23 protein-coding genes are annotated in these 25,857 nt (G+C 47.3%); 16 read left to right on the top strand and 7 right to left on the bottom strand.

What is annotated here, in order from left to right:
• Positions 1-122: 122 nt before the first annotated feature.
• The 3 genes from ABJ081_07385 to ABJ081_07375 all read left to right on the top strand — a co-directional run bounded on the left by ABJ081_07385 (position 123) and on the right by ABJ081_07375 (position 3,911).
• A complete protein-coding gene (locus ABJ081_07385; GenBank protein MEP6356488.1) occupies positions 123-1,139 on the top strand; it encodes a polyprenyl synthetase family protein in 1,017 nt (338 codons plus the stop codon).
• Positions 1,140-1,280: 141 nt separating this feature from the next.
• On the top strand, positions 1,281-3,026 hold the full coding sequence (locus ABJ081_07380) for a tetratricopeptide repeat protein (GenBank protein MEP6356487.1): 1,746 nt from the start codon (positions 1,281-1,283) through the stop codon (positions 3,024-3,026).
• A gap of 21 nt (positions 3,027-3,047) precedes the next feature.
• On the top strand, positions 3,048-3,911 hold the full coding sequence (locus tag ABJ081_07375) for a 4-(cytidine 5'-diphospho)-2-C-methyl-D-erythritol kinase (GenBank protein MEP6356486.1): 864 nt from the start codon (positions 3,048-3,050) through the stop codon (positions 3,909-3,911).
• Here the strand turns inward: ABJ081_07375 and ABJ081_07370 are convergent.
• A complete protein-coding gene (locus tag ABJ081_07370) occupies positions 3,908-4,570 on the bottom strand; it encodes an MIP/aquaporin family protein (protein ID MEP6356485.1) in 663 nt (220 codons plus the stop codon). The genes ABJ081_07375 and ABJ081_07370 overlap by 4 nt on opposite strands.
• A gap of 112 nt (positions 4,571-4,682) precedes the next feature.
• Here ABJ081_07370 and moaB point away from each other — a divergent pair, with 112 nt between their 5' ends.
• The 3 genes from moaB to ABJ081_07355 all read left to right on the top strand — a co-directional run bounded on the left by moaB (position 4,683) and on the right by ABJ081_07355 (position 7,336).
• Positions 4,683-5,240 carry a molybdenum cofactor biosynthesis protein B gene (moaB, locus tag ABJ081_07365; protein ID MEP6356484.1) on the top strand — a complete coding sequence of 186 codons (558 nt, stop codon included), beginning with the start codon at positions 4,683-4,685 and terminating at the stop codon, positions 5,238-5,240.
• Positions 5,241-5,431: 191 nt separating this feature from the next.
• Positions 5,432-6,499, top strand: a complete 1,068-nt coding sequence (locus ABJ081_07360; GenBank protein MEP6356483.1) for a PA0069 family radical SAM protein — start codon at positions 5,432-5,434, stop codon at positions 6,497-6,499.
• A 195-nt stretch (positions 6,500-6,694) separates the two neighbouring features.
• Positions 6,695-7,336 carry a ribonuclease HII gene (locus tag ABJ081_07355; protein ID MEP6356482.1) on the top strand — a complete coding sequence of 214 codons (642 nt, stop codon included), beginning with the start codon at positions 6,695-6,697 and terminating at the stop codon, positions 7,334-7,336.
• 76 nt (positions 7,337-7,412) lie between these two features.
• On the opposite strand, the gene ABJ081_07350 is transcribed toward ABJ081_07355, so the two are convergent.
• The 5 genes from ABJ081_07350 to ABJ081_07330 form a co-directional block, all read right to left on the bottom strand.
• Positions 7,413-7,889 (bottom strand): ATP F0F1 synthase subunit B, encoded by a 477-nt coding sequence (locus tag ABJ081_07350; GenBank protein MEP6356481.1) that lies wholly within the window; start codon positions 7,887-7,889, stop codon positions 7,413-7,415.
• 5 nt (positions 7,890-7,894) lie between these two features.
• Positions 7,895-8,437 carry a F0F1 ATP synthase subunit B gene (locus tag ABJ081_07345; GenBank protein ID MEP6356480.1) on the bottom strand — a complete coding sequence of 181 codons (543 nt, stop codon included), beginning with the start codon at positions 8,435-8,437 and terminating at the stop codon, positions 7,895-7,897.
• A 114-nt stretch (positions 8,438-8,551) separates the two neighbouring features.
• Positions 8,552-8,779 carry a F0F1 ATP synthase subunit C gene (locus ABJ081_07340; protein MEP6356479.1) on the bottom strand — a complete coding sequence of 76 codons (228 nt, stop codon included), beginning with the start codon at positions 8,777-8,779 and terminating at the stop codon, positions 8,552-8,554.
• A gap of 79 nt (positions 8,780-8,858) precedes the next feature.
• Positions 8,859-9,611: a F0F1 ATP synthase subunit A gene (locus tag ABJ081_07335; GenBank protein MEP6356478.1), complete on the bottom strand. Its 753-nt coding sequence runs from the start codon at positions 9,609-9,611 to the stop codon at positions 8,859-8,861.
• A gap of 106 nt (positions 9,612-9,717) precedes the next feature.
• Positions 9,718-10,092: an AtpZ/AtpI family protein gene (locus ABJ081_07330; GenBank protein MEP6356477.1), complete on the bottom strand. Its 375-nt coding sequence runs from the start codon at positions 10,090-10,092 to the stop codon at positions 9,718-9,720.
• A 339-nt stretch (positions 10,093-10,431) separates the two neighbouring features.
• On the opposite strand from ABJ081_07330, the gene ABJ081_07325 reads away from it, so the two are divergent.
• The 5 genes from ABJ081_07325 to glk all read left to right on the top strand — a co-directional run bounded on the left by ABJ081_07325 (position 10,432) and on the right by glk (position 17,532).
• Positions 10,432-11,028, top strand: coding sequence for a DciA family protein (locus tag ABJ081_07325; protein ID MEP6356476.1), 597 nt, complete (start codon positions 10,432-10,434; stop codon positions 11,026-11,028).
• A gap of 104 nt (positions 11,029-11,132) precedes the next feature.
• The gene (locus ABJ081_07320; GenBank protein MEP6356475.1) at positions 11,133-11,762 is read left to right on the top strand and encodes a DsbA family protein; all 630 of its coding nucleotides are present in this window, start codon (positions 11,133-11,135) and stop codon (positions 11,760-11,762) included.
• A 90-nt stretch (positions 11,763-11,852) separates the two neighbouring features.
• On the top strand, positions 11,853-15,311 hold the full coding sequence (smc, locus tag ABJ081_07315) for a chromosome segregation protein SMC (protein MEP6356474.1): 3,459 nt from the start codon (positions 11,853-11,855) through the stop codon (positions 15,309-15,311).
• Entirely contained in the window at positions 15,311-16,405 is a 1,095-nt protein-coding gene (gene mutY, locus ABJ081_07310) for an A/G-specific adenine glycosylase (GenBank protein ID MEP6356473.1), read from the top strand. The genes smc and mutY overlap by 1 nt, the downstream gene beginning before the upstream one ends.
• A 101-nt stretch (positions 16,406-16,506) precedes the next feature.
• Entirely contained in the window at positions 16,507-17,532 is a 1,026-nt protein-coding gene (glk, locus tag ABJ081_07305; GenBank protein ID MEP6356472.1) for a glucokinase, read from the top strand.
• Between the two features lie 5 nt (positions 17,533-17,537).
• Here glk and glpK read toward each other — a convergent pair whose 3' ends face one another.
• The gene (gene glpK, locus ABJ081_07300) at positions 17,538-19,028 is read right to left on the bottom strand and encodes a glycerol kinase GlpK (GenBank protein ID MEP6356471.1); all 1,491 of its coding nucleotides are present in this window, start codon (positions 19,026-19,028) and stop codon (positions 17,538-17,540) included.
• Between the two features lie 196 nt (positions 19,029-19,224).
• Between glpK and ABJ081_07295 the strand changes: the two genes are divergently transcribed.
• From ABJ081_07295 to ABJ081_07275, 5 genes are all read left to right on the top strand, one after another.
• Positions 19,225-21,615 carry a HAMP domain-containing methyl-accepting chemotaxis protein gene (locus ABJ081_07295; GenBank protein ID MEP6356470.1) on the top strand — a complete coding sequence of 797 codons (2,391 nt, stop codon included), beginning with the start codon at positions 19,225-19,227 and terminating at the stop codon, positions 21,613-21,615.
• A 117-nt stretch (positions 21,616-21,732) separates the two neighbouring features.
• Entirely contained in the window at positions 21,733-22,869 is a 1,137-nt protein-coding gene (locus ABJ081_07290; GenBank protein ID MEP6356469.1) for a class I SAM-dependent methyltransferase, read from the top strand.
• A complete protein-coding gene (locus ABJ081_07285; protein MEP6356468.1) occupies positions 22,862-23,692 on the top strand; it encodes an RNA methyltransferase in 831 nt (276 codons plus the stop codon). Before ABJ081_07290 ends, ABJ081_07285 begins: the two co-directional genes overlap by 8 nt.
• Before the next feature lie 2 nt (positions 23,693-23,694).
• Positions 23,695-24,216, top strand: coding sequence for a signal peptidase II (gene lspA / locus ABJ081_07280; GenBank protein MEP6356467.1), 522 nt, complete (start codon positions 23,695-23,697; stop codon positions 24,214-24,216).
• A 220-nt stretch (positions 24,217-24,436) separates the two neighbouring features.
• The gene (locus tag ABJ081_07275) at positions 24,437-25,834 is read left to right on the top strand and encodes a DUF3179 domain-containing (seleno)protein (GenBank protein MEP6356466.1); all 1,398 of its coding nucleotides are present in this window, start codon (positions 24,437-24,439) and stop codon (positions 25,832-25,834) included.
• Positions 25,835-25,857 lie beyond the last annotated feature (23 nt).

The raw sequence follows: 25,857 nt of genomic DNA, 5'->3' as shown, positions 1-25,857 counted from the left end.
ATTATGGCCTTCATTTCTCCATTTATTGAATAAATTCTCATCGCTTGTCCACCCAAGTCTTACTTGCCGAGGTGACTTGAGATCACTATGGTGTGTCAAACATTGATTGAAGGAGCGCCAAGTTGGGTGTTGTTGTTTCCCTTGAAGATGCAGGTAAAAAGAAAGCATCAATAGATGCCTTGATTGGTTTGGTTCGTGATGACATGGAAAATGTCAACACGCTGATCCTGTCCAAAGCCGGTTCTCATGTAGAGCTTATTCCCGAAATTGCACGACATTTGATTTCATCAGGCGGCAAACGTCTACGCCCAATGCTCACTATCGCCGCCGCTCAAATGTGTGGCTATGAAGGTGACGGCCATGTGAAGCTCGCAGCCAGTGTTGAATTCATGCACACGGCAACCCTCCTGCACGATGACGTGGTCGATGAAAGCGATATGCGACGCGGCAAACTCGCAGCGCGTATGTTGTGGGGCAATCAGGCTAGTGTGCTCGTTGGCGACTATCTTTTGGGCCAAGCCTTCCGCATGATGGTGGAAGTCGGATCGATGGAAGCGTTGGACATACTCTCCACCGCCTCAACCGTGATTGCTGAAGGCGAAGTGTTGCAGCTTTCTGCGGCTAAAAACATGGCAACAACCGAGGACGAATATCTAGCTGTTATTCGCGCCAAAACAGCCGCACTATTTTCTGCGGCAGCCGAAGTCGGCCCTGTAGTTGCCAATGGCAGCAGTGATGACCAAGCGGCGTTTCGTTCTTATGGAACCAACCTTGGCCTAGCTTTCCAGATGATCGACGATGCGCTTGATTATGGTGGCAACTCTAAACTACTGGGCAAAGATATCGGCGATGATTTCCGCGAGGGAAAAATCACATTGCCGGTGGTGCTTGCCTATCGCCGTGGTACAGACGAAGAACGCGAGTTCTGGCGCCGTGCGATGGAAGAAGGCGATATTCAAGAGGGAGACCTTGAACGCGCCATCGAGCTTATGAACTCTTATGGTACAATATCAGACACGCTGGACCGCGCACATCATTATGGTGCTATCGCACGCGATGCTCTCGCGCCCTTCCCTGATACTGCTCATAAAACCGCATTGCTGGAAGCCGTTGATTTTTGCATCAGCCGTGCTTATTGACCGATAACTCACACCTCACTTAAAGTTTTATTTAACAAGACTTAAATTGGCTGAATAAAACGGCTATTTTCCATCAACTAAAGATTGAAAACATGTGGCATAAACGCCATGTTATTCAATAACGTCGAAATAGGTGGATTTATGACTATACATTTAGCGCTTAGGCTTTCCAATTTTGCCAGCAAAACTGCACTTAGTGCATTGCTTCTTGCGGGAGTTATGACGGGCAGCACAATCTATGCGCAGGCGAATACGGAACTCATTGAAGATTTAACCGAGCGCGATTATCCACTTTCCTTGTCTGGTAGTTATCTGGCAGCTCTCACTGCTAATAATTCACGCGACCTTGGCGCTGCTGCTCTTTATTATGACCGCGCTCTTGAGGCAGACCCCGACAATGTGGCCCTGGTTGAACGAGCGTTTATTCTCAAGCTTGCTGATGGTGACATTGACGGTTCAACAAAATTCACTGGCAGCATTCTTGAGCAAAACCCGCAAAATCGCTTTGCCCGTATGGCCCTTGGCACGATTGCTCTTAAAGAAAAATCATTCAAAAAGGCGGCTAAAGAGTTTAGTCAAATTCTAGAAGGCCCGCTGGCTCGTTTAACCGGTGCTTTGCTCTATGCTTGGACACTCGCTGGCGATAAGAATTATGATGAAGCTCTCGAATCACTCGACAAATTAGAGGGCCCTGAATGGTATGAAACATTCAGGCTCTATCATGCCGGCCTCATTGCTCAAGCTGGCGGGAAAACTGATGTTGCTGCCAAGCATCTAAAAGCCGCACATCAAGCCGATCCAAATGTTCTACGCACAGCAGAAGCCTATGCCCGTTTTCAGTTGCGCAATGGTATGGAAGAAGAAGGCACCGAGCTCGTCAAACAGCTAACCAACCGCATTATCAATCGACCTAGCCTTGAAGAACTTAACAGCAATATCGCTGAAGGCAAAAAACCCAAACGGTTGGTTATGACGACGCTGCAAGGAGCGATGGAAGTCCTTTTCGGGCTTGGCTCTGCTATTGGCCGTGAAGGGGGAGAAGAAATCTCCTATGTCTATCTTAATCTTGCAGCCTATCTTGATCCTGAAAATGCTCTGCCGAGGTTGGCTCTAAGCGAATTGCTTGAAGCTGATATGCGCTATCAAAGTGCTATAGATAACTATGAGGCGATAAGCAGCACATCAGTCCATAAAACCAATGCCATTATTCGATCTGCTTTTGCTTACAATTCGATTGAGAAGCTAGAAGAAGCGCGCAGCATTATGCTGGATCTAATTAATGAGCAACCTGACAATCTGGCTGCCATCAATTCTTACGGCAACATATTGCGCTCGCATGAGCTGTATGAAGAAGCGCGTAATGTTTATACGCGCGCAATCAAGCAAATTGATACTAACCCACAACCTCAAAACTGGGGGCTTTACTATTCGCGCGGGATTGCAAATGAAAGGACAAAACGCTGGAAAGAGGCTGAGGCTGATTTTAGACAAGCTCTTAAATTATCGCCGGACGAACCGCAGGTTCTCAATTATCTTGGCTATTCGTTCATCGACATGGGTCTTAATTATGATGAAGCAATCGGCATGATTAAAGCCGCTGTGCGATTACGACCGAATGATGCCTTTATCATCGACAGTCTTGGCTGGGCATATTTCAAGCTCCAAGATTTTGACAATGCCGTCCTGCACCTTGAACGTGCCGTTGAATTGCGTCCGCAGGACCCGATTTTGAACGATCATCTGGGTGATGCCTATTGGCATGTGGGACGCAAATTAGAGGCCGTTTTCCAGTGGAGTCATGCTAGAGATCTTGATCCAGAGCCTGATAACCTTGAGAAAATAGTCAAGAAAATCGAAACCGGTTATATTGAAGACAAAGATGGCTAATCGGTCTCTTGAAAACCTCACATGACTTCGGCCGTAACACGCGTAGCTAAAGCCAAAATCAATCTTGCCCTTCATATTGTTGGTCAACGCAGTGATGGATACCACCTGCTAGACAGCCTCGTGGCTTTTACCAATAACGGTGACGAAATCCGCGTAGAAAAAGCAGATAATCGCGCGAGCGATGATCACCAATTGACCATTAGCGGCCCGTTTGCCAAAGGGCTTGAAACGGGACCAGAAAACCTTGTTTTACAAGCGGTGCGTTTATTCGGTGATGATCTACCAGCGCTTGATATCAGTTTGACAAAAAACTTGCCGGTTGCCTCCGGTATTGGTGGTGGGTCAGCTGATGCGGCGGCCACCCTTGCAGCGGTTGGCAAACTACTTGATCTACCCCACCCATCAAAAGAACAAATCTTGTCGCTTGGTGCAGATGTGCCCGTTTGTATGAACACAAAAGCCGTTCGTATGCGTGGCATAGGAGAAGAGATCAGCGACATACCAACACTGCCACAATTATATATCGTGCTTGTGAACCCAGGTGTTGGTGTGTCCACGCCTGCAATCTTCAAGGCGCTTCACGATAAAAATAATCCTGCCCTCAGCAACTATCCCGCAGAAGGTTGGTTGATCGCATCCGATATTTTTGATTGGTTGCAACAAAACCGCAATGACCTTGAAAGCACAGCGGCCAAGCTTTGCCCCGAAATCAAAGAATGCCTCGATGCAATCGCGCATCTAAAAGGCGCCCAGCTGCATCGGATGTCGGGTTCGGGCGCCACATGTTTTGGCCTGTTTGAGAGTGAATCAGAGGCACATGAAGCGGCGACACAACTTAAAACTGAACAGCCAAACTGGTGGGTTATGGCTTCGCCCTTGTGCTAACGCGAAGGCTCCCACGCCAAAATTTTTATAAATAAAACCGCGATCAACAGACCCACACATTGAGCCAAGATAAAGCCCAGCATATGAGAGGGGTTGATACCCGCAAAAGTATTCGTAAATGAGCGTGCAATGGTGACAGCGGGATTAGCGAAAGATGTTGATGCAGTAAACCAATAGGCGGCTGTGATATAAAGACCGACCGCCGCTGGCACCGCATCAACCCGCGCTTTGATTGTGCCAAATATGGTGAGAAGCAAGCCAAGCGTCGCAATCACCTCAGCTCCCCACTGCGCCTCACCGGTACGCGCTTTTTCAGAAAACTGCACAATGTCTAGTTCAAACATGAAATGCGCCGCCATCATGCCTATTAATCCGCCGATGATTTGAACCAGGATAAACAGACCAGCTTCTCGCGTCGTCATGGTGCCATAAAAGCGAAACGCCAAGGTCACAACTGGATTAAAATGCGCCCCTGATATGGGTCCAAACATTGTAATCAACACATATAAAATAGCACCGGTTGGTATCGTATTGCCCAAAAGCGCGATTGCGACATTACCACCCGACAGCGCTTCTGCCATAATGCCGGAGCCGATGACGGTTGCGAGTAAAAAGGCTGTTCCAACCATTTCTGCAAATAGTTTTTGTGTTAATGTCATTTCTACCCCCTAACATATGACCAACAATATAAAGAACATCGCATAAAATTGACATATGACAGTAAGAAGACAGTCTGCACGAATTGATAGTCGCGTAAACAGAGGAAAATGAATGTCCAGAATTGATGAATCACGCCCCTTTATCCCTGTGGGCATTGCTATTTTGACGGTTTCAGATACCCGCACACTAGCTGATGATCGCTCAGGCGATACATTATGCGCGCGGGCCGAGAAAGCGGGACATAAGCTCATAGATCGCGCAATTGTCACGGACGATGTGGATGCCATTCGCGCACAGGTTAACGCATGGGTTGAAACCGATTCAATTGATGTGGTGATTACCACCGGCGGCACAGGATTTACCGGGCGCGACATAACGCCTGATGCGCTAGAGCCTTTATTTGAAAAACGGATGGATGGTTTTTCTACAATCTTTCATCGACAGTCTTATGATAAGATCGGCACCTCCACCATCCAGTCACGCGCTACTGCTGGCATTATAAAGACCACCTTTGTCTTTGCTGTCCCCGGCTCAACCGGCGCCTGCAAAGATGCATGGGACGGGATTTTATCGCTACAACTCGACTATCGACATATGCCCTGCAACTTCGTTGAAATCATGCCACGCCTTGATGAGCACCTGAAACGAGGAAAACTTCAGGGCAAGTAAATTATTCTATATTTTTGACACCCCTTAATTTGTTCTTGATTTGTTCTTGATTATAAAATAGGAATAGATTCACGAACCATAAGAACAAGGGCGCTGTCGATATGGGTGACATTCCAGATCATTTTGATACTGAAGAAACATGGATTGGCGTGCGCTTTGATCTTGATGCTCTCGCACAAAGCCCCCACGCCATGCCACCCTTAGCCCGCAAAGAGCGCGGCCGCGGCGCGCAAAGCAACAAATCCGGACGCTTTGAACCAGAAAGCCGTGAGGCCTTTGATGATGGATGGGACACCGATGAGTTACCCCCTCTCAAGACCACTGTTGCGCTTGAAACTCCAAAAACAATCATCACCCGCAACCAGTCTCCTGATATTTCCTTTGACCGTTCAATAAACGCCTATCGCGGCTGTGAGCATGGTTGTTCTTATTGTTTTGCCCGCCCCTCTCACGCCTATATGGGACTGTCGCCTGGATTAGATTTTGAAACGCACTTGTTTGCTAAGCCCACTGCGGCACGTCTTTTGGAGCAAGAGCTGGCCGCACCGAATTATAAGCCACGCGTTATTGCGATTGGCACCAATACGGACCCCTACCAGCCTATTGAGCGTCAACATCTGATTACGCGGCAGATTTTGGAAGTTCTTGATCGCACGAATCATCCTGTCGGTATCGTCACCAAATCCGCGCTGGTGGTACGTGATATTGATATTCTGTCTTCTATGGCAAAACGCGGCCTTGTGCGGGTTGCTTTATCAGTGACAACGCTTGATAGAAAACTCGCCCGCGCCATGGAACCGCGCGCATCAACACCGCAAAAGCGGCTTGATGCTATGCGCCAATTGAGTGACGCAGGCATCCCCACTTCTGTTATGGCTGCCCCCATCATTCCCGCCCTTAATGACAGCGAGATAGAAGCCATTTTGAGCGCGGCATTTGATCACGGTGCCCGCGATGCCGGCTATGTCATTTTGCGCCTTCCTCTCGAGGTCTCGGAAATTTTCAAACAGTGGTTGCTTGAATATTACCCCGATCGTTATCGCCATGTTCTCTCGCTGCTACGCTCTATGCGTGGCGGAAAAGACTATGATATGGCATGGGGGCAGCGCATGCGAGGTAGAGGGGTTTATGCCGACCAAATAGCAAAGCGAATACGTCTTGCTGCAAAAAGGCTCGGTATGAATCCCCGCAAAGAAGCTTTGCGCACCGACCTATTCACACCGCCCGTTTTACCAGGCTCCCAAATGTCCTTGTTTTGACGGCGCCATTAAAACCACGTCTTTGCTTTCTTCCGTTGTTGTTAATTCATCCTTGTCATTTGCCATCTGATCCCCAAACAGAAAATGACACGGAGGCGGAAGAAAACATCAGGCTGGATGATTATTTTAATAATCATCCAGCCAATTTTTATAACCAATTATTGTCGCATTCTCTCAGTTGCCTATAGTAATTGGATGACAATAAAATCAATCCCGACACATCCATCCTTTTGTGAGGAAGAAGCATTACATGCTTCTGGCTATGCGCTTGTGGCTGGCGTCGACGAAGTTGGGCGTGGACCATTGGCAGGGCCGGTGGTCGCGGCGGCTGTTATTCTTGACCCCCAGCACACTCCATCGGGATTGAACGATTCGAAAAAGCTCACGCAAAGCCGGCGCGAGATACTGTTTGATGAGATTTGCGCCACCGCGCATGTCGCCGTGGCCAGTCTTTCAGCCACACAGATAGATCACCTCAATATTCGTGGTGCCACACTGGCCGCCATGGTCAAGGCTGTTATGGGGCTGAGTGATATCCCTGATTATATATTGATAGATGGCCGCGATGTGCCAGATGCACTTACCATCCCAGCCAAAGCCATCATCAAGGGCGATGGTCATTCACTGTCTATTGCTGCGGCCTCAATCGTGGCAAAAGTTGCGCGTGATCACATGATGATCGCTGCCGATAAACATTATCCGGGCTATGATTTTTATAAGCACAAGGGATATGGTTCTGCCCATCACCGTAATGCTATTCAAAGGCTTGGTCCTTGCCCACTTCATCGCCGCAGTTTTCAACCTGTGAAAGGTATGACGGGGTGGGTTAAAAACTAAAGTTCACATAATAAAAAACCCCGCTTCGAAAGCGGGGTTGGAATTGATTATTCATTTAATTAAGTCACATGCACGTCTAGCTCAGCTTAGCTTTCACTTCTGCGATAGAAGATTTAACCAAAGCTGCACCGCCATCTGAAAGCTTATCGATGAGAATAGACTCAGATGCTGCTATAGCACGCTCAGCAGCAATAGCTTTCACGTCTTGAATAGCCTGCTGTTCAGCTTGTGCAATTTTCTGCTCGGCAACTTTTGTGCGGCGCGTTACGTAATCATCAAGTTTAGATTTCGATTCGCTCGCCAAATGATCAGCTTCACGTTTTGCACTTTCGATAATATCTTCAGCTTCTTTTTCTGCATCGTTCCGCTTGCGCTGATATTCCGCAAGCAAAGCTTGCGCTTCTTCACGCAATTTACGTGCTTCATCCAGCTCGCTGCGAATATCATCGGCACGCCCATCAAGGGAGCCGATAATTTTAGCCGGCACCTTTAGATAAAACATAAGGCCGATAAAAGCGACAAAAGCAGCTGTTGCCCAAAAGGTTGCATCCATGAGCTTTACTCCACCACGCTTTGAAGCGCTTTTTTGATTTCTGCTTTAGTAATACGACCGCCTATAAGAGTTTTGATCACGGCTTCTGTCGTGTCACCGGCTATATCATTTACTCCAGCCATCGCTGTGGTTCTGATTTTGCTTATTTCTTGCTCGGCTTTTTCAAGCTTAACCGCCAAACCTTCTTCAACCTTCGCCATTGCCTTATCCGAGGCAGACTTCGACTTTTCACGCGCTGTTTGTGCAATGCCATGGGCTTTGCTTCTAGCATCGCTCAAAGACTGCTCATAAGCTGCAATCGCTTCGTCTGTTTCTTCTTTCAGACGCTGCGCTTCGGCCATGTCTTGTTCTATACGGTCCGAACGTGTCTCTAAAATAGAGCCGATGCGCGGCAAAACTACCTTAGACATCATATAGTATAAAATGCCGAAAGTGATCGCGAGCCATAGCAATTGAGAACCAAAGGTAGCTGGATCAAACGGAGGAAAAAGTCCGCTATCAGCACCATGGTCAGCATGTCCAACTTCAGAATTAGTTTCTGACGCCATTATATACTTCTCCACACGATATACTTCTTCACACGGCATCGATTGAATTATGCCGTCGTTTTGCTTTCAAAAAGCAGCGCACAAAATCGTGCGCCGCCAAACCTCGTTTTGCTCTTAAACAGCAAATAGAAGTAGAAGAGCAATAAGCAGTGAGAAAATGCCAAGCGCTTCTGTCACGGCAAAGCCGAAGATCAAGCGACCAAATTGGCCATCAGCTGCTGATGGATTGCGCAGTGCGCCCGCCAAGTAGTTGCCGAAAAGTGTACCAAGGCCAACACCGGCTCCGCCCATGCCAACACATGCAAGTCCAGCACCGATGAGTTTTGCTGCTTCTGGTTCCATAATTTATTCTCCTTATTAGCTTCAATTTCGAGTTGTTATTCTATGCAAAAATCTGTTTTGCGTTGATTTTCAAATATCCTTAGTGGCTTGGATGAATGGCATCATTCAAATACATGCAGGTCAGGATAGTGAAGACGTAGGCTTGCAAAAATGCCACCAAAAGCTCGAGGCCAGTAAGAGCCACGGCCATGACGAACGGCAAGGTTGCACCAAAGGCGCCGGCCACGCCAAAGGCGCTCAGGCTGGTGATGAAACCTGCAAATACTTTGAGGGTAATGTGCCCTGCAAGCATGTTTGCAAAAAGTCTCACCGACAAACTGATTGGTCGGGACAAAAATGACAAAATTTCAATTGCGACGACAAAAGGCAAGATGGCCATAGGCACACCCGAGGGCACAAAGAGCTTCATAAAGCCCAGACCATTGCGCATAAAGCCATATAAAATAACGGTTATAAACACCAGCATCGCAAGCGTGAAAGTAATGATGATATGGCTCATCACTGTGAAGAAATACGGGAACATGCCGAAGAGGTTTGAAACCAATATGAAAATAAACAGCGAAAAGACAAAAGGGAAGAATTTCATTCCTTCCTTGCCCGCCGAATCTCGTAAGGTACTCGCCACAAAGTCGTAACATATCTCGGCAATGGACTGCATGCGTGAAGGGATAAGCCCGCGGCTACCAGTCGACATCATGAAAAAACCACATGTCGCAACAGTTGTCGCAATCATGAAAAGGGCGGAGTTTGTCATTGAAAACTCAACACCGCCAATTGATCCTAATGAAAAATATTCACTGATTTGAAACTGGTGAATTGGATCGTTTGCCACGTTTTAAACATCCCTTGTCTTCGTTATCTTAGTTCACATGGAACCCTTATCAGATCCCGTTAAATTCTTTTGTCGCTGGAGAGTTATTTCTCCAACATAAACTCGCTCAGCGATCCTTCGCACCCGGACTAGCCATCTGCCCTGTGGCCCGCATAACGTTCAGAACGCCCGCTGCAAAGCCCAAAATTAGAAACACAATCAACCCGAAGGGCGTTGTCCCCAACCATTTATCCAAAACCCAGCCTATTGCCGAACCAACAAGAATTGCCGAAACAAATTCAGAGCCAATCTTTAGCCCGTAAGCCATGCCATGATTATCGGCAAGCCCTTTCGTTTCTGCCTCCGGATCGCGTTCACCGCGACGCTCGTCAATTTTTGAACCCAGCGCTTCTAACCGCTTATCCAATTGTTTTGACGTATTCTCCGTCTTCTTGTTTGATGCTGCGCCGTCAACGGCGGATTTATCTTGGTGCGAATTCAAAATCTATATCCTTCACGTCCTTCGTTTTACTGGTTTTATGACACCCAAACAATTAAATCCAGTGGGCCGTATAACCAATAATTCAAAAGCACCTGTGGAGGGCAAAAGCCTTCAAATTCGTCCGCACATTACTGTTGCTATCAAATGGTGTCAAGTCAAAGTAATCGTCACTTAACTTATTGTTTTCATTGTATTTTATTAAATAACAACGCAATACATACAACCAAAGGTGCAATTTTATCCCAAAACCTAATAAACTACGGAGAATCTAGATGATTTTCCATCTCTAGTAAGCTAATATGATCTCGAACTTAAATTCATTATATAAAAATCGGTTTTATGCCTAAAACAGATGAACCACAATCAGCCAAAGATGATGTTAAATCCGAGATGAGCCTCGAACAACGTCGACTACAAGGTTATTATCAAGCTGGCTTTGATTGGAAGCGTGGCGCAGTGCCTGTTAGTGACCTTTTACCAAAACTCGTAGATCCAATATATGCTGGTAAAGGCCTGTCATCCTCAGCGCTTATTGCCGCATGGCCCGAACTTGTCGGCCCGTCTTTTGTCGATTGCGCCATGATCGAGTCCATCAAATGGCCCTATCAAAAATCAACTGGCGAGACATCTTATCAAGGCGGCATATTAGTTGTGCGAGTGGATGGCCCTAAGGCCGTTTATCTTCAACATGAAGAACGACAGATCCTTGAGCGGGTAAACCAATTTTTCGGATTTTCCGCCATTACCCGCTTAAAAATTACCCAAGGCTCAATCAGTAAGACAAAAAAAATTGCACGCGAAAAATTACCAAACTTATCAAAAACCCAAGAAGCCAAATTGCGGGATTGCGTTGCCGAATTTGATGATCCTGATTTAAATGAAGCTGTACTCAAATTAGGTCAGGGCGTTTTGCAACGCGCCCTGTCAAACAAATAAAGACCTCATCACAGCTTTTAATAACGCATTTTTATAGCGACATTATTGCTTTGACGCCTTATCACCTTAATTATAACGAATAACAACTGCAGGGAATCTCATCAATGGCAAAGCATTTAAACCGTCGCACCGTTTTACAAACAACAGGAGCTGGCATCGCCCTCACCACTTTGAGTGGCTGTTTTTCAAGCGCGCCAGAAGCTGATCTAGCTCAACCTGGTCCTTTGAAAGAAATGACATTGGGCGACCCGAATGCACCAGTGAAAATTATTGAATATGCCTCAATGACCTGCCCACACTGCGCTTCTTTTCACAATCGCACTTATCATGCTCTAAAAGAGAAATATATCGATACTGGAAAAGTGCTGTTTTCCTTCCGTGAATTCCCGCTGGACCAAGTGGGCGCGACTGTCGCCGTTCTAGCTCGCTGTGCGCCAGATGATAAATTTTTCAATGTTATTGATGTGTTTTTCAAAACGCAGTCGCAATGGCGTTCAGGACAAAATCCACTGGCAGGCATCTTAGAAATAGCCAAACAGGTAGGTTTTTCACAACAATCCGTGGAGAAGTGCCTGCAAAATAAAGAAATTATTGATGGCGTCAATGCAATTCGCAACCATGGAGATGAAGTGTTGAAGGTTGAAGCAACGCCAACATTTTTCATTAACGGCAAAAAAGTAAGTGGTGCGTTATCTCTTGATGCATTCGATAAAGAACTCGAAGGTTTACTCTAGGACTGGCAATCTAAATTGCTCGTCGCAGCTTTTTGACGTTTTAAATTCCAAGGAAAACCCTCTGAGACTCCTATTGCGGGGCAAGGTGACATGAAATTCACCAAACTCCGCATGCTGGGATTTAAATCCTTTATTGAGCCAACTGAATTTATAATTGAGCCGGGCTTAACTGGCGTCGTTGGGCCAAATGGCTGCGGCAAATCCAATCTTGTTGAAGCCATTAAATGGGTGATGGGCGAAAGCTCCTACAAGAACATGCGTGCCTCGGGCATGGATGATGTAATCTTTTCTGGCAGCGGTAATCGCCCTGCCCGCAACACAGCCGAAGTCACTCTTTTTCTTGATAATGTAGACCGTACAGCACCGCCCGCCTTTAACGACAGCGATACTATCGAGATTTCACGGCGTATTGAACGAGAATCAGGCTCGGTCTATCGTATTAATGGTCGCGAAGCCCGAGCCAAAGACGTCCAACTTCTTTTTGCCGATGCCTCAACTGGTGCCCGCTCGCCCTCGATGGTTGGGCAAGGCCGCATTGGCGAATTAATTTCAGCCAAACCCCGTCAACGCCGTCAAATTCTTGAAGAAGCCGCAGGCATTTCCGGTCTTCATAGTCGACGTCACGAGGCGGAACTCAGACTCAAAGCAACAGAACAAAACCTCGACCGTGTTGAAGATGTTGTTACACAAATCGACACTCAACTGGAAAATTTGAAACGCCAAGCGAGACAAGCGACACGCTATCGCAATATTTCTGGCGAGATTCGTAAATTCGAAGCCATCGTATATCACCTGCGGTGGACAAAGGCTTCCACCGCGCTGAGCGAGGCGGAAACTATGTTTGCGGGCTTCACAAGCGCCATTGCCGATGCCACATTACTGCAAACACAAACAGCGCGGGATCAAGCTGTTAGAGCAGACAGCCTTCCTAAATTGCGCAATCAAGCTGCTGCTGCGGCGGCGGCCCTCCAGCGTATACAGCTAGAACAGGGCGCACTCGAAAAAGAAGAAGCGCAAGCTTCTGAGCGCCTCAAAGAACTGAAAGCGCGCATGGATCAGCTTGATTATGATGTCGAGCGAGAAAAATCGCTGCTGCTTGAAAATCAAGGTGTTTTTGATCGACTTTTGGTAGAAGAAAAAACTCTCAAAGCAGACAACGCCAATTCAGGCGACCGAGAACGCGAGGCCGAGACCACTCTTAAAAGTGCGCGCGAAAAACAAGAGGCTAGCGAACAAGCCTTTAATGCTGTGAACCGTGAAATTGCCGAATTGAACGCTCGACGTGTTGCCCTTCAAAATGCAGCCCAGCAAACAGACAAACAAATCACGCAACATGAGAACGATATCGCAAAAATTATTAGCGATATCAAAGATCTAGATGAAAAACTATCGCAAGATCTGTTTATCAACGCACAACAAAAAACGCTTGAAGAAGCAAAAGCTGCGGTGATTGCAAGCGAAAAGCTTGTTGAAAAAACCGAACAAGCAACCCATGAAAAGCGCGATGCACAAAACAACGTGCGCACAAGAACGATTGAGCTTGAAAAAGAACTAAACGGGATTGAAACCGAGGCTCAGACACTGGCGCGTGTTTTAAATGTCGACAATGGCGATGAGTGGCCCCAACTGATTGATGAGTTAAGTGCCGAATCCGGCTATGAGGCAGCTCTTGGCGCAGCACTGGGTGATGATTTGGATGTGGCTATTGACGCTCGCGCGGCAGTCCATTGGTCTGGCGTTGAGGTATCAAGTGACGACCCAGCCCTGCCTGACGGTGCCCAGCCCTTGAGCCAATTTGTTGCAGCACCCGACCTTGTTAAACGGCGCTTGTTACAGATTGGTTTGGTTGACGCGGACAAAGCGCCTTTATTGGCAACAAAGCTAAAACCCGGCCAGCGCTTGGTTAGCCGTGAAGGTGGTCTATGGCGTTGGGATGGTTTTATTGCTGCAGCAGACGCTGAAACTCCTGCCGTTCAACGTCTAGCCCAGAAAAATCGCCTTGCAGATCTGGAAGGGTCATTGCATGAAAAACGACAGCAAGTCGACGCACAAAAAGCACTGATTGATGATGCTAATGAAGTGTTGCAGAGCGCTATTAATGCGGAACGAGCAGCCCGTGAAGCATTGCGTTCGCATATAAACAGTGAAACGCAGGCACGTGATGCGCTGGCAAAAATTGAACGCGAAGCAAGTCGCCTAACCGAGCGAAAATCGGCGCTGGCTGAGCGTCAAAAACACCTTGGAACAAGCTTAGATACCGCAAAATTGCAAGCTGAAAAACAAAAAGCTGACCTTGAAGACGTTCCAAATACTGATGCCTTAAATCAACGCCTACAAGCTCAACAAGCTTCCCTTGGTAATGATCGTGCAGCACTGACAGAAGCGCGCGCGCAGTTTGAAACATTGTCGCGCGAGGCTGAGTTGCGCCATAGGCGACTTGAGACAATCGAGAATGAGCGCAAGAGCTGGCTTACACGGACAGAGGCCGCAGAGAAACAAATATCCGTCTTGAGCGAACGCCGCCATGCCACTGAAAATGAACGTGAAGCTCTTTCAAAAACGCCTGCCGACATCAGTCGCAGACGTGCAGCTCTGTTTGGTCAATTAGAAAATTCTGAAAAAGCTAAGACAGAAACCCAAAACATACTGGATGAGGCTGAAAAAGCGCTCCAAATGGCTGATCAAGCAGCCAAAGACGCGCTCAATGCTATGTCAGAAATCAGAGAATCACGTGCCCGCTCGGAAGAGCGGCTTGAAAGTTGTAAAACACGCAAACAAGACATCGCCCGCGAAATTGGTGAAAAACTCGAATGTTCGCCCGCCGGTCTTGTTGCATTGAGCGAACTTAAAGATGACAGCCCTCTGCCTGAAGAGGGAACAGTTGAAACGCGGCTTGAGCGGTTAAAAGCAGAGCGTGAACGATTGGGCGGGGTTAATCTGCGCGCTGAGCAGGAAATGCAAGAAATCAGCGAAAAACGCGAACAGCTTATTTCCGAACGCGATGACTTAATCGAAGCAATCCGTCAGCTTCGCATTGCTATTGCAAATCTAAATAAAGAAGGCCGTGAACGCTTACTCAAAGCCTTTGATGAAGTGAATGAACATTTCAAACACCTGTTCACTCATCTGTTTGGTGGCGGCACAGCGGAATTACAGCTCACTGAATCAGATGACCCGCTTGAAGCTGGTCTTGATATTATGGCGCGGCCACCGGGCAAAAAACCACAAACGATGACGCTTCTTTCCGGCGGCGAACAAGCCTTGACGGCTATGGCCCTCATCTTCGCTGTCTTCCTCACGAACCCTGCACCCATTTGTGTGCTCGATGAGGTTGATGCCCCGCTTGATGACGCCAATGTGGAACGGTTCTGTAATCTGCTTGATGATATGAAGCGCACCACCGATACCCGCTTCCTAACTATCACCCATAACCCGATCACCATGGCGCGCATGGGCCGCCTTTTTGGAGTAACCATGGCCGAGCGTGGTGTCAGTCAGCTTGTGTCTGTGGACCTTGAAACAGCAGAGAGCTTTCGCGAAGCCGGCTGATGGAGCGGACATTAAAGCCACCTAAATCCAAAGACTTGCTCGCTTGGTATGATAACCATGCGCGTGTTTTGCCATGGCGCATCAACCCCAAAAACCGAGCCGCTGGTGAAATGCCCGACCCCTATCGGATATGGTTATCTGAAATCATGTTGCAGCAAACCACAGTTGCTACTGTGAAATCTTATTTCGAGAAATTTGTTACCACTTGGCCAACCGTGCAAGATCTTGCGAAGAGCGAGCGGGACGATGTGCTGAAGGCGTGGGCGGGTCTTGGATATTACTCGCGCGCGCGCAATCTCAAAGCCTGCGCAAATATGATAGTCAGCGATTATGAGGGCCGCTTTCCTGAAACCTTGGTGGAGTTAAAAAAACTTCCTGGTATTGGAGATTATACAGCAGCAGCCATGACATCGATTGCATTTGATAAACATGCAGTCGTTGTGGATGGCAATGTGGAGCGCGTCATTTCGCGACTTTACGCCATAGAAAAGCCACTGCCTGGAGCAAAGAAAACTATTGCTGAGCTTGCTGCCGCCCTCACCCCAAAAAAGCGTTGTGGTGATTATGCCCAAGCCATGATGGATTTGGGTGCAACAATTTGCACTCCAAAACGCCCAGCCTGTGCAATATGTGTGTGGCGTGAATCTTGTCAGGCAAGCTGGACCAACGCGCAGGAAGACTTTCCGCGAAAGGCACCCAAGAAAGTGAAACCAACGCGCTATGGCTGGGCTTTTGTTGCCGTGCGAGAAGACCGCGCCATCTTGTTACGACAGCGACCAGACAAAGGCCTGCTCGGTGGCATGACCGAAGTTCCTGGGACCGTGTGGAGTGAAGAAAAGCCAAAATCGCCTTTCGCCGCCGCCCCCTTTCAAGCTGGCTGGTCAAAACAATGCGGCACCATTCGTCATACATTCACGCACTTTCACCTCGAAGTTGATGTAGTAACGAATGTTTTTCCGCATAATCAAAAGCCTGCTAAAAACTGTTGGTGGGCTGATGAAGAGTCCATCGCTGATGAGGCCCTACCAACGGTGATGAAAAAAATTCTCGAAGCAGCGAAACCTGGCATCACAAAAAACAGAGACTTTAGCTAACAAACAGAGTTTAACTTGCAGACTTTTTTATATTGATCTAATGAGCTTAAAATAAATATAGGAAGTTGCTTTTTAGGCTTTTACCTGAAAATGGACATGAGATGGCATTAGCCTCTGACAAACCAGACTTTGTGCCATTTCCAGCATTAATTGCGGATGTTGGCGGAACCAATGTGCGCTTTGGATTAATGACCGATGCATTGAGTGCTGTGAAGAAATTTCCTGTGCTGAAAACAAGCGATTTTCCTGACCTCATGCATGCTATGCAAGAGACAGCCCTCAATCATACTGCAATACATCCAAGAGCAGCTATTTTAGCCGTTGCGGGTCCTGTGAGTGGCGATACAGTCTCACTGACCAACAGTCCATGGATTGTCGAACCTAAGCGCCTGATTGAAGAGTTCGGATTTGAAATTGTTGTTGTTTTAAACGACTTTGAGGCGCTGGCTTTATCGCTGCCTTCGATTTCAGGAACCGACCTCATATCGATTGGTGATGGCAGTGAGAGTCAGTATGGCACCAAGCTGATTGTCGGACCAGGAACAGGTCTTGGTGCTGCCGCCCTTGTTTTTGCCCGTGATACTTGGGTACCTGTTCCCGGTGAAGGGGGACACATCAATTTTGGGCCGATTACCGATTTGGATTTTGATATCTGGCGCGTGATGGAGCCCACGAACGGTCGCATAACAGCAGAAACTTTTTTAAGTGGTCCAGGCATCATGCGCCTTTACAAGGCTTTGAGTATTTTAGGTCAAAAACCTCCAATTTTTTCAAGAGCCGCAGAGGTCACCCGAGCAGCGCTTGATAACAGTGACACCATTGCCCGCGAGACGCTTGATTTATTTTGTTCTTATCTTGGGCGATTTGCAGGCGATATGGCGATGTTTACAATGGCCAAAGGCGGCGTTTATCTGGCGGGGGGGATCGCACCGCGCATTGCACCACTCCTTAAGAATGGTGCCTTCCGCGCCTCTTTTGAAGCCAAAGCACCGCACGATGATTTGCTTGGCCAAATATCAACATCTATTGTCACACATCCAAGCCCCGCCCTGCATGGCCTCGCCACCTATGCCCGCACACCACCACGTTTTGCGATCGAATTGCGCGGTCGGCGCTGGACGGCTTAACGCATCTATGAGGATGTTGTGAGCGTGCGTTCTACTGCCTTTTTCCATCCGGCATATTTTCGTGTGCGTTCGTCATCACTCATTTGTGGTGTGAAACATCGTTCTAACTTCCAGTTTTCTGAAAAACCTAATTGATCAGGCCAAGCGCCCACATGGGATCCTGCAAGCCATGCAGCCCCAAGAGCTGTTGTTTCCAAAATGGTGGGCCGATCTACTGGTGCATTCAAAATGTTCGACAAGAACTGCATCGTCCAATCGCTGGCCACCATACCGCCATCAACCCGCAATGTTGTCTCAAAGTCTTCTCCCATATCGTCTTGCATTGCTTCCAAAAGATCACGGGTTTGATAACAAACAGCTTCAAGCGTGGCTCGAACGAGCTCGTTACGACCTGTTCCTCGTGACAATCCATAAATCGCACCTTGCGCCTCTGCATCCCAATATGGTGCGCCAAGGCCGACAAAGGCTGGCACCATATAGACATCCTGGTCGCTAGCTGCGGCTTCTGCCATTTTTCCTGTTTCAGCGGCGGATTCGATTATTTGCAAACCATCGCGCAACCATTGCACAGCAGCACCAGCCATAAAGATAGACCCCTCAAGGGCATAGGCAACTTTCCCATTAAGCCGATAGGTCAGCGTTGTTAAAAGGCGGTTTTTGGAGCGGACTGCGCTTTTGCCTGTATTTAAAATAGCGAAACAACCCGTGCCATACGTACTTTTCATCATGCCCGGTTTGAAACACGCCTGCCCGATGGCCGCTGATTGTTGGTCGCCGGCAACCCCTGCAATAGGGATGGTTGCTCCAAACAAGTCAGGATCAGTAGAACCAAAGTCAGCCGCGCAATCTTTTACCTCGGGCAAGAGCGAGCGCGGGATGTTCAACCGTGTTAAAATTTCATCGTCCCATTCTTGGGTGTGAATGTTAAACAGCATCGTGCGCGATGCATTTGTTGCATCTGTGGCGTGCACTTTGCCACCCGTCAAACGCCAGATTAAAAATGCGTCAATGGTACCAAAAGCCAGCTCGCCTTTTTCAGCTGCTACGCGTGCGCCATCTACATTATCAAGTATCCAGGCAATCTTCGTGCCGGAAAAATAAGGATCAGCAAGCAGGCCCGTTTTCTCATTCAACGTTTCGGCAAATCCATCTTCACGCAAAGTAACGCAAAACTCTTCTGTGCGCCGATCTTGCCAGACAATCGCATTATAAACTGCTTTACCTGTTTTCCGATTCCATAGCACTGTCGTTTCACGCTGATTGGTGATGCCAAGACCCGCAATGTCTGTGGCATTCATTTGCGCCTTTGAAAGCGCATCGCGCACTGTGGAAACCACGCTGGCCCAAATATCTTCGGGATCATGTTCTACCCAGCCTGGTTTTGGAAAATGCTGCGGAAATTCTTCTTGAGTGAGCGTGATAATATTCATCTCACCTGAAAAGATGATCGCCCGACTAGATGTCGTGCCTTGGTCAATTGCCAGAATATTCCCCATGTCAACTCCACATATCAATTGATAGCACTCTAAAGATCACTATCGAGCGTCATTATTTAGAACGAAAATTGAAAATTCGCACTTAGTAACTCTTTAGTCACCTTAATATTATTAACTCTATAAATGATTTTCTAACAATGGCGAAACACTCATTAAGTGACACAGCCAACTGATAACTCTACATTAGGAATCCGCAATGCTTCAAAATTTACAATTGATATTTAACAATCTTTCAATGCGTGCAACTGTGACAATTTCGTCGCTCACATTAGCGGCTATCGCGGCAATGATTGCTGGTGTTAGTGCCTTTTCTCTTTATCAAATATCAAAGACGTCTGATAAAAACAATTATCTCGTATCAAGCTTAGTGAAAATGAATTCCATAGCCGCTGATCTAAAAACATTTATTTACAGCCAAGATCCCGCTTATCTCGCTGATAGCCGCGTGAAACTTGATTCAATAAAAACTCAATTGAATGCTGCCGATAAAAACGGCAAATCAGACGATTTGAGAAATGCTATTGCCAAATCTGAAGTGATGAGTGCTGCAATAAGCCGTCTTGAATCTGGCACCGAACCAGCAAAGATCGCCAATGCAGAGCTAAATGATACATTCGCACAAATTGTCAAAGTTGCTCAGCAAGCTTCAAAAAATGCACAAGAGAAACAACGCAAGACACAAGTAGTTCAGGCAAAACTTGCACAGAAAGAAAATGCAATCTCGACTGTCATGAGAGAAATTTTCTTCTTCTTTGGTAACATGGACAAATTCAACGCTTCTTTACCTGATCGTTATGTTACATACCCTGCTGAGGCCATTAAGCAATCGCGCGATTTATTGAAAAAAATCAACGAACCACTGGTGCGCATGGATAAGAGCATGTTCAGCCTTGGTAAGTTTCTTGAGCTCGCCACAATGCAAAGGCAGGTGACTGATTTGGGGAAAAACTTCGAATTGATTGCTGAAAGTGCCGCGGACGGCGTGCCACCTAATTCTTCCCTTATTACTAGTCTACAAAGTGAATTGATCAAGATTAGAACAGACGTCAGCAAATTGGTTGATGACCTGAGCAAGACGGCTGGTGGCAATCAATCTGCAGCATCAAATGCATCGAAAGTAGACGCAAAAATTCTTGCAAGCGTAACACTCATGCAGATCGCAGGTAGTACAAATGCGAGCAGACGTATTTTTGCAGCAACACCGAACGAGAACAATATCGCGGAACTTGATAGCGCGATGGAAAATCTGGCCAAGGCCGCCCAAAAAGCAACCGATGCTGGCATCCCCAAAATAAAGCCTTTAACTGACAAATATGCAGGACAAATTGCCAGCTTAAAGGAACTCGTTAAAAATCAAGAAAACGCTATTAAGGAAGTCGTGAAGAGTTCTTCCAGTGTGGGTGAGTTGGTGGCATCAGTTGCATCTGCTGGTGCTGCAGAATCGACCTCAACCACAACTCAAGCCTTTGTAGAAATCGCCGTAGCAATTATCGCCTTAATTGTGGTCGCGTTAGGGGCAATCATAGCCATGGAACGTATGATAAGCAGACCTGTTAAACGCATGGCTGAGCAAATGTCCAAATTGGCTGAAGGTGATCTAGCGATTGATACAAACAACAGTGAACGCACAAATGAAATAGGCATCATGGAGAGAAGCATCGGCGTGTTCCATGAAAATGCTAAAGCTCGTGTTCGCCTAGAAGGCCAAACCGAAGAAGACCACAAACGCGAAGCTGAGCGTCAAGCGAATGTGGATGCACTAATCAGCGGATTCAGGACCGATGTGACACAACTTATGTCAGCCTTTAATAATCAAGCCAACCAAATGGTTGATACCGCCCAGTCTCTTAATCAGATTGCGAGCGAAGCCACTGAACAAACTGATAACGCAACAGTCAATTCTCAAGAATCTTCATCTAACATTCAAACGGTTGCGGCAGCGGCTGAAGAGCTTTCTATCTCTACTCAAGAAATCAATCGTCAGGTTAGTACAACGAGTAAAGTTGTTGAAGATGGCGCCAAAAACGCACAAGAAACATCTGATCGCGTTTCTCAGCTTGCAACATCTGCACAGAAAATTGGTGATGTCGTCAACCTCATTCAAGATATTGCAGAACAAACCAACCTGCTTGCCTTGAATGCGACAATTGAGGCTGCGCGTGCTGGTGAAAGCGGCAAAGGATTTGCTGTTGTTGCTCAGGAAGTCAAATCACTTGCTGAACAAACACAAAATGCCACCACTGAAATTGCTGAGCAAATCTCCGGCATTCAAAATGCGAGTGATGATACAGTTGAAGCGATCATGGCTATCAATGAGATTATGACCAATGTTCAAACCCATACAAATTCAATTGCATCGTCCGTTGTTCAACAAAATAACGCCACGCAAGAAATATCGCTCAGCGCGCAAAAAGCGTCTAGCGGCGCGGATATGACAACATCGAATATGTCAGGTGTTAGTGATGCAATGCAACGCAACTCTGGATCAGCTGAAACTATCCTTGGCACATCTAACGAACTTACAGAAGGTGCAACGACCCTTAGCCAACGTGTTGATGATTTCCTCACAAAGGTTGCCGCTGCCTAATACCAGACGGTTTTCATTAGACATTATAACCCGGCATAACTAACGTTGTGTCGGGTTTTCTTTAGAGCTTTTAAGCCTAGGGTCAGCCCAATAGTTTGAAACAATAGGTCACTGAACATGGCACCCCCACGCCGTCCGGCAAAAAAACCATATAAAAAAACCGATACCGCAAAAGCACGTGGTGGGAAGAATGATGAACAAGGCGGGAAAAGACATTTCCGCCCGCTCGCAGGTGGATTGTCAGCCAAGAAGCGTGATCGCGAAACGCTACCCGACAAAACTCCAAAACCTGAACGCCCCTTGCCTATCAGGCGCAAGTTGATTTCTGGTCCATCGCCAATTGCCCGCGCACCGGTCATGCTGGATATGCCAAGCTTTCGAGATTATGCGCTTATCGATTCTGGCTTTGAACAAAAATTAGAACGTTACGGCCCTTATACGATCGTGCGGCCTGAAGGACAGGCCTTGTGGCAACCACGCCTGCCTGAAAAAACTTGGAACGAAGCGGATGCTATTTTCTCTGGCGCAGACGATGAAGAAGCATCGGGGCGCTGGAAATTTCAAAACCGCTTGAGCGATGCTAAACAAGAAGACGCTTGGACGCTCGGCTTTCATGACATCAAGTTTCATGCCCGCTTCACCGCATTTCGACACATGGGCTTCTTCCCTGAACAGGCCGCGCATTGGGCATGGTTTGACGGATTGATCCGCAAGGCAGAAAGACCTGTGAATGTGCTCAACCTGTTTGGCTACACCGGTGTAGCCTCACTCATCGCCGCAAAAGCAGGTGCCTCTGTGACCCATATTGATGCCTCCAAAAAAGCCATCGGCTGGGCGCGGGAAAACCAATCTCTCAGTGGCCTTGATGAAGCCCCTATTCGCTGGATTTGCGAGGATGCTGTCAAATTTGTTGAGCGCGAAGCCCGGCGCGGCAAGACCTATGATGGCATTATCATGGACCCGCCTAAATATGGCCGTGGGCCAAAAGGCGAAGTCTGGCAGTTTTTTGAAGGCTTGAGCGATCTTCTCCATAACACCCGCGCAATATTATCTGATGATCCGCTTTTCTTCATTCTGTCATCTTATGCCATCCGCGCATCTTTTATGGCGAGTCATGAAGTGGCGCGGGATGTTTTTTCTGGTATGGGTGGGGTGATTGAATCAGGTGAACTTCTCATCAAAGAAGAGGACAGCGAACGGCGTCTTTCAACTTCGCTTTTCACCCGCTGGTCTAAAGGCAACAATAATGAGTGAACCTATATCGCGCGGCGGTGTTTATAAAGAGATTACAAGCGTCTCTAATCCGATAATCAAAGAGATTCGCGGCCTCACCCAGCGCAAAAATCGCACGGCTAGCAATCAGTTTCTCGCTGAAGGTATGAAGCTTGTTGCAAGCGCCGTTGAAGCCGATTGGCCGCTACGCATTTTTGTTTTTGGCAAAAAAATCTCCGATCATGAATTGGTACAAAAAATTGCTGCCAAAACCAAAGCACGTGGTGGTATGGTTTTGGAAGTTTCTGAGGCGGTTCTGTCAAAAATCGCCCGGCGTGATAACCCGCAAATGGTAGTCGGCGTGTTTGACCAGGTTTGGGCAAATGAGAGCCAGATCAAACCAGAGGGCCGTGATATATGGGTGGCCCTTGAAGGAGCCAAAGACCCCGGTAATCTGGGCACCATTATTCGTACAGCCGACGCGGCCGGTGCGAAGGGAATCATTTTGGTGGGTGATACAACCGACCCCTTTGCACTAGAAGCCACGCGCGCCACCATGGGGTCCATCTTCGCGCTTCCTATGGTGCGGTTTAGTTCAGATGAGTTCACCGCATGGACAAAACAGTGGCCCGGATTGATTGTCGGCACGCATTTGGAAGGGGCTGTGGATTATCGCACTGTAGACTATAATACACCCTCAATTCTGTTTATGGGCAATGAACAATCTGGCCTGCCTGGTTCTCTTGCTGAGTGCTGCACCACGCTTGTTAAAATTCCGCAGGCAGGGAGCGCCGACAGTCTCAATCTTGCCATTGCAACCGGTGTGATGCTGTTTGAAATGCAACGCGATGTCTTGAGCTTTTAAATATGTCTGATAATCAACCCACCTCTCGACCAGCAAATACCAAACGCAATGCAGCCATAGGCCTTGCCGTGGCGGCGCTTATTTTGGTCGCAGACCAAATCATCAAAATAAAAGTCGAAGCACAACTGCCGTTTCAGCAAGCCGTTGAAATATTACCGGTTTTCTCATTATTTTATACGTTTAATACGGGTATTGCTTTTAGCTTCATGAATAATCTCACGCCGCTCGCTCTTGTTGGCATTGCCTGCGTGGTTGTGATCATTATGCTTTATTTGTGGTGGCAGGCCCGCGATGAAGGCCTGCTTCCTGCCCTTGGTTATGGCATGATATTGGGTGGAGCGATTGGTAATATCATCGACCGTGCTGTCTATGGGCATGTGATTGATTATGTGCTTTTGCATGCTGGCGGCTATTCATTTGCGGTTTTTAATCTAGCTGACGCTGCACTGACTGTTGGTGTGATTGCTATATTAATAGCGAGTATTTTCATTGGTTCGACGAGTGATGAACAAGATAAAGAATAAGAAATTTATCAATGTTCGTTGAAGTTTTGCGCGGACCAAAATCTGGAACGCATTGCGGCGCTTATCGCTGTCATTACACCTAAAAAAACTCCGATCTTGCCTTCACACAAGACTGACGAAATCGTGATTCGCTACAAAGTAATTTGAGGTCATAATCTCCAAGACTTTAAGCGCGTCGTTTTGTGCTCGTAGATAAAATAGACACACGAAAGGCCCTTCAATGGCATCGGCAACTAGAACTCAATCCCGCTTCTTCTTATTCACTCTCTCAGTGGCCTTCGCGGTGCTGGCTCTTTTCTGGTTCACGACGGCGCAAGCTCAAACAACCTCGCAAACGCTGCCAGATTACGTGATTAAGGAATATGGCAAGCCTCCTGCGATACCAACTGGTCCACAGTCGGCTGAATTAAAGGCCGCTATGCAGACAACTTTTATCGACGGCATAACACAATCTGGCTGGGGAGAAGATCAGGAGTTAGCTCTTGAGATCATATCTAAGTCAAGCGACCCTCGGATTGCCTGGGTTATCAGTGATTTAATGCGATTTGTTTCTGGACCAGCGCTCAACACTGAACTCGCTAAAGTAGCCTCTAAATTGCTAGGCAAAAAGTTAGATGACACTAATCAATGGGGTACTTTAACGGATCACCTCATTGCATGGGATATTCCTGCGCCCTCTGAATATCTTCGCTACAAACGCGCCATCTTTACGTCTGTTATTCCTGGTTGGGACAAGATTTTCGTTAAAGGTGATATCGACTGGAGACTTGTTTCTTGGGGTGGTGTTCTAATTGATGATCGCCCATTCGATAAAACAGATGATTTATGCAATTGCATCCCTGCTGCCGACAACCCAGAAGTAAGCAGCGCTAAAGATGCCAAGTGGCTTGATGACGATGACATCATTTTTGGTGTCGAGGTGAACGGTGAGTATCGCGCTTACCCGCGGCAGATTATGGAAGTCCGCGAAATGGTCAATGACACGCTGGGCGGCAGAAGCCTTGGAATACCATACTGTACTTTGTGCGGTGCGGCCCAAGCCTATTTTACTGACCAATTGCCAGATGGAGTAGAACGCCCCGTATTGCGCACATCAGGGCTATTAATTCGCTCCAATAAAGTCATGTATGATGTCAATACGTTTTCAGTGTTTGATACGTTTTTAGGCAGCGCTGTAACCGGACCTCTTTTGGAGAAAAAAATAAAACTCAAACAAGCCAGCGTCATAACCAGTGACTGGGGAACTTGGAAGAAAGAGCACCCCGAGACAACAGTCTTATTAGAGAAATATGCACTTGGTCGCGATTTTGATTTTCGCAATGGCCGTGATGCCGATGGACCTATATTCCCTGTTGGTGATGTGGACCCAAGATTGTCAGTTCATGAAGATGTCATTGGCATTATTACGGCCTCTGGCAAACCGATAGCCTTTCAACGCAGCAAAGCATTAGTTGCCTTGAAAAAAGGGGAAGAGATCGCCTATGAAAACATTCGCCTCAAGCTTGATGCTGGTGGCATCAAAGCTATTGATGCTGATGGCTCTGATCTAGGTAGCCACCAGTCATTCTGGTTTGCATGGTCGCAGTTTCACCCAAAAACAGAACTCTGGCCTGGATAAACGAGCTATCTGGAAGGTAGCTT

The organism is Hyphomicrobiales bacterium (assembly GCA_039989895.1).
GTDB lineage: Bacteria > Pseudomonadota > Alphaproteobacteria > Rhizobiales > JACESI01 > JACESI01.
The sequence above is the reverse complement of the archived record's forward strand: the minus strand, read 5'-3'. Positions and strand labels throughout refer to the sequence as shown.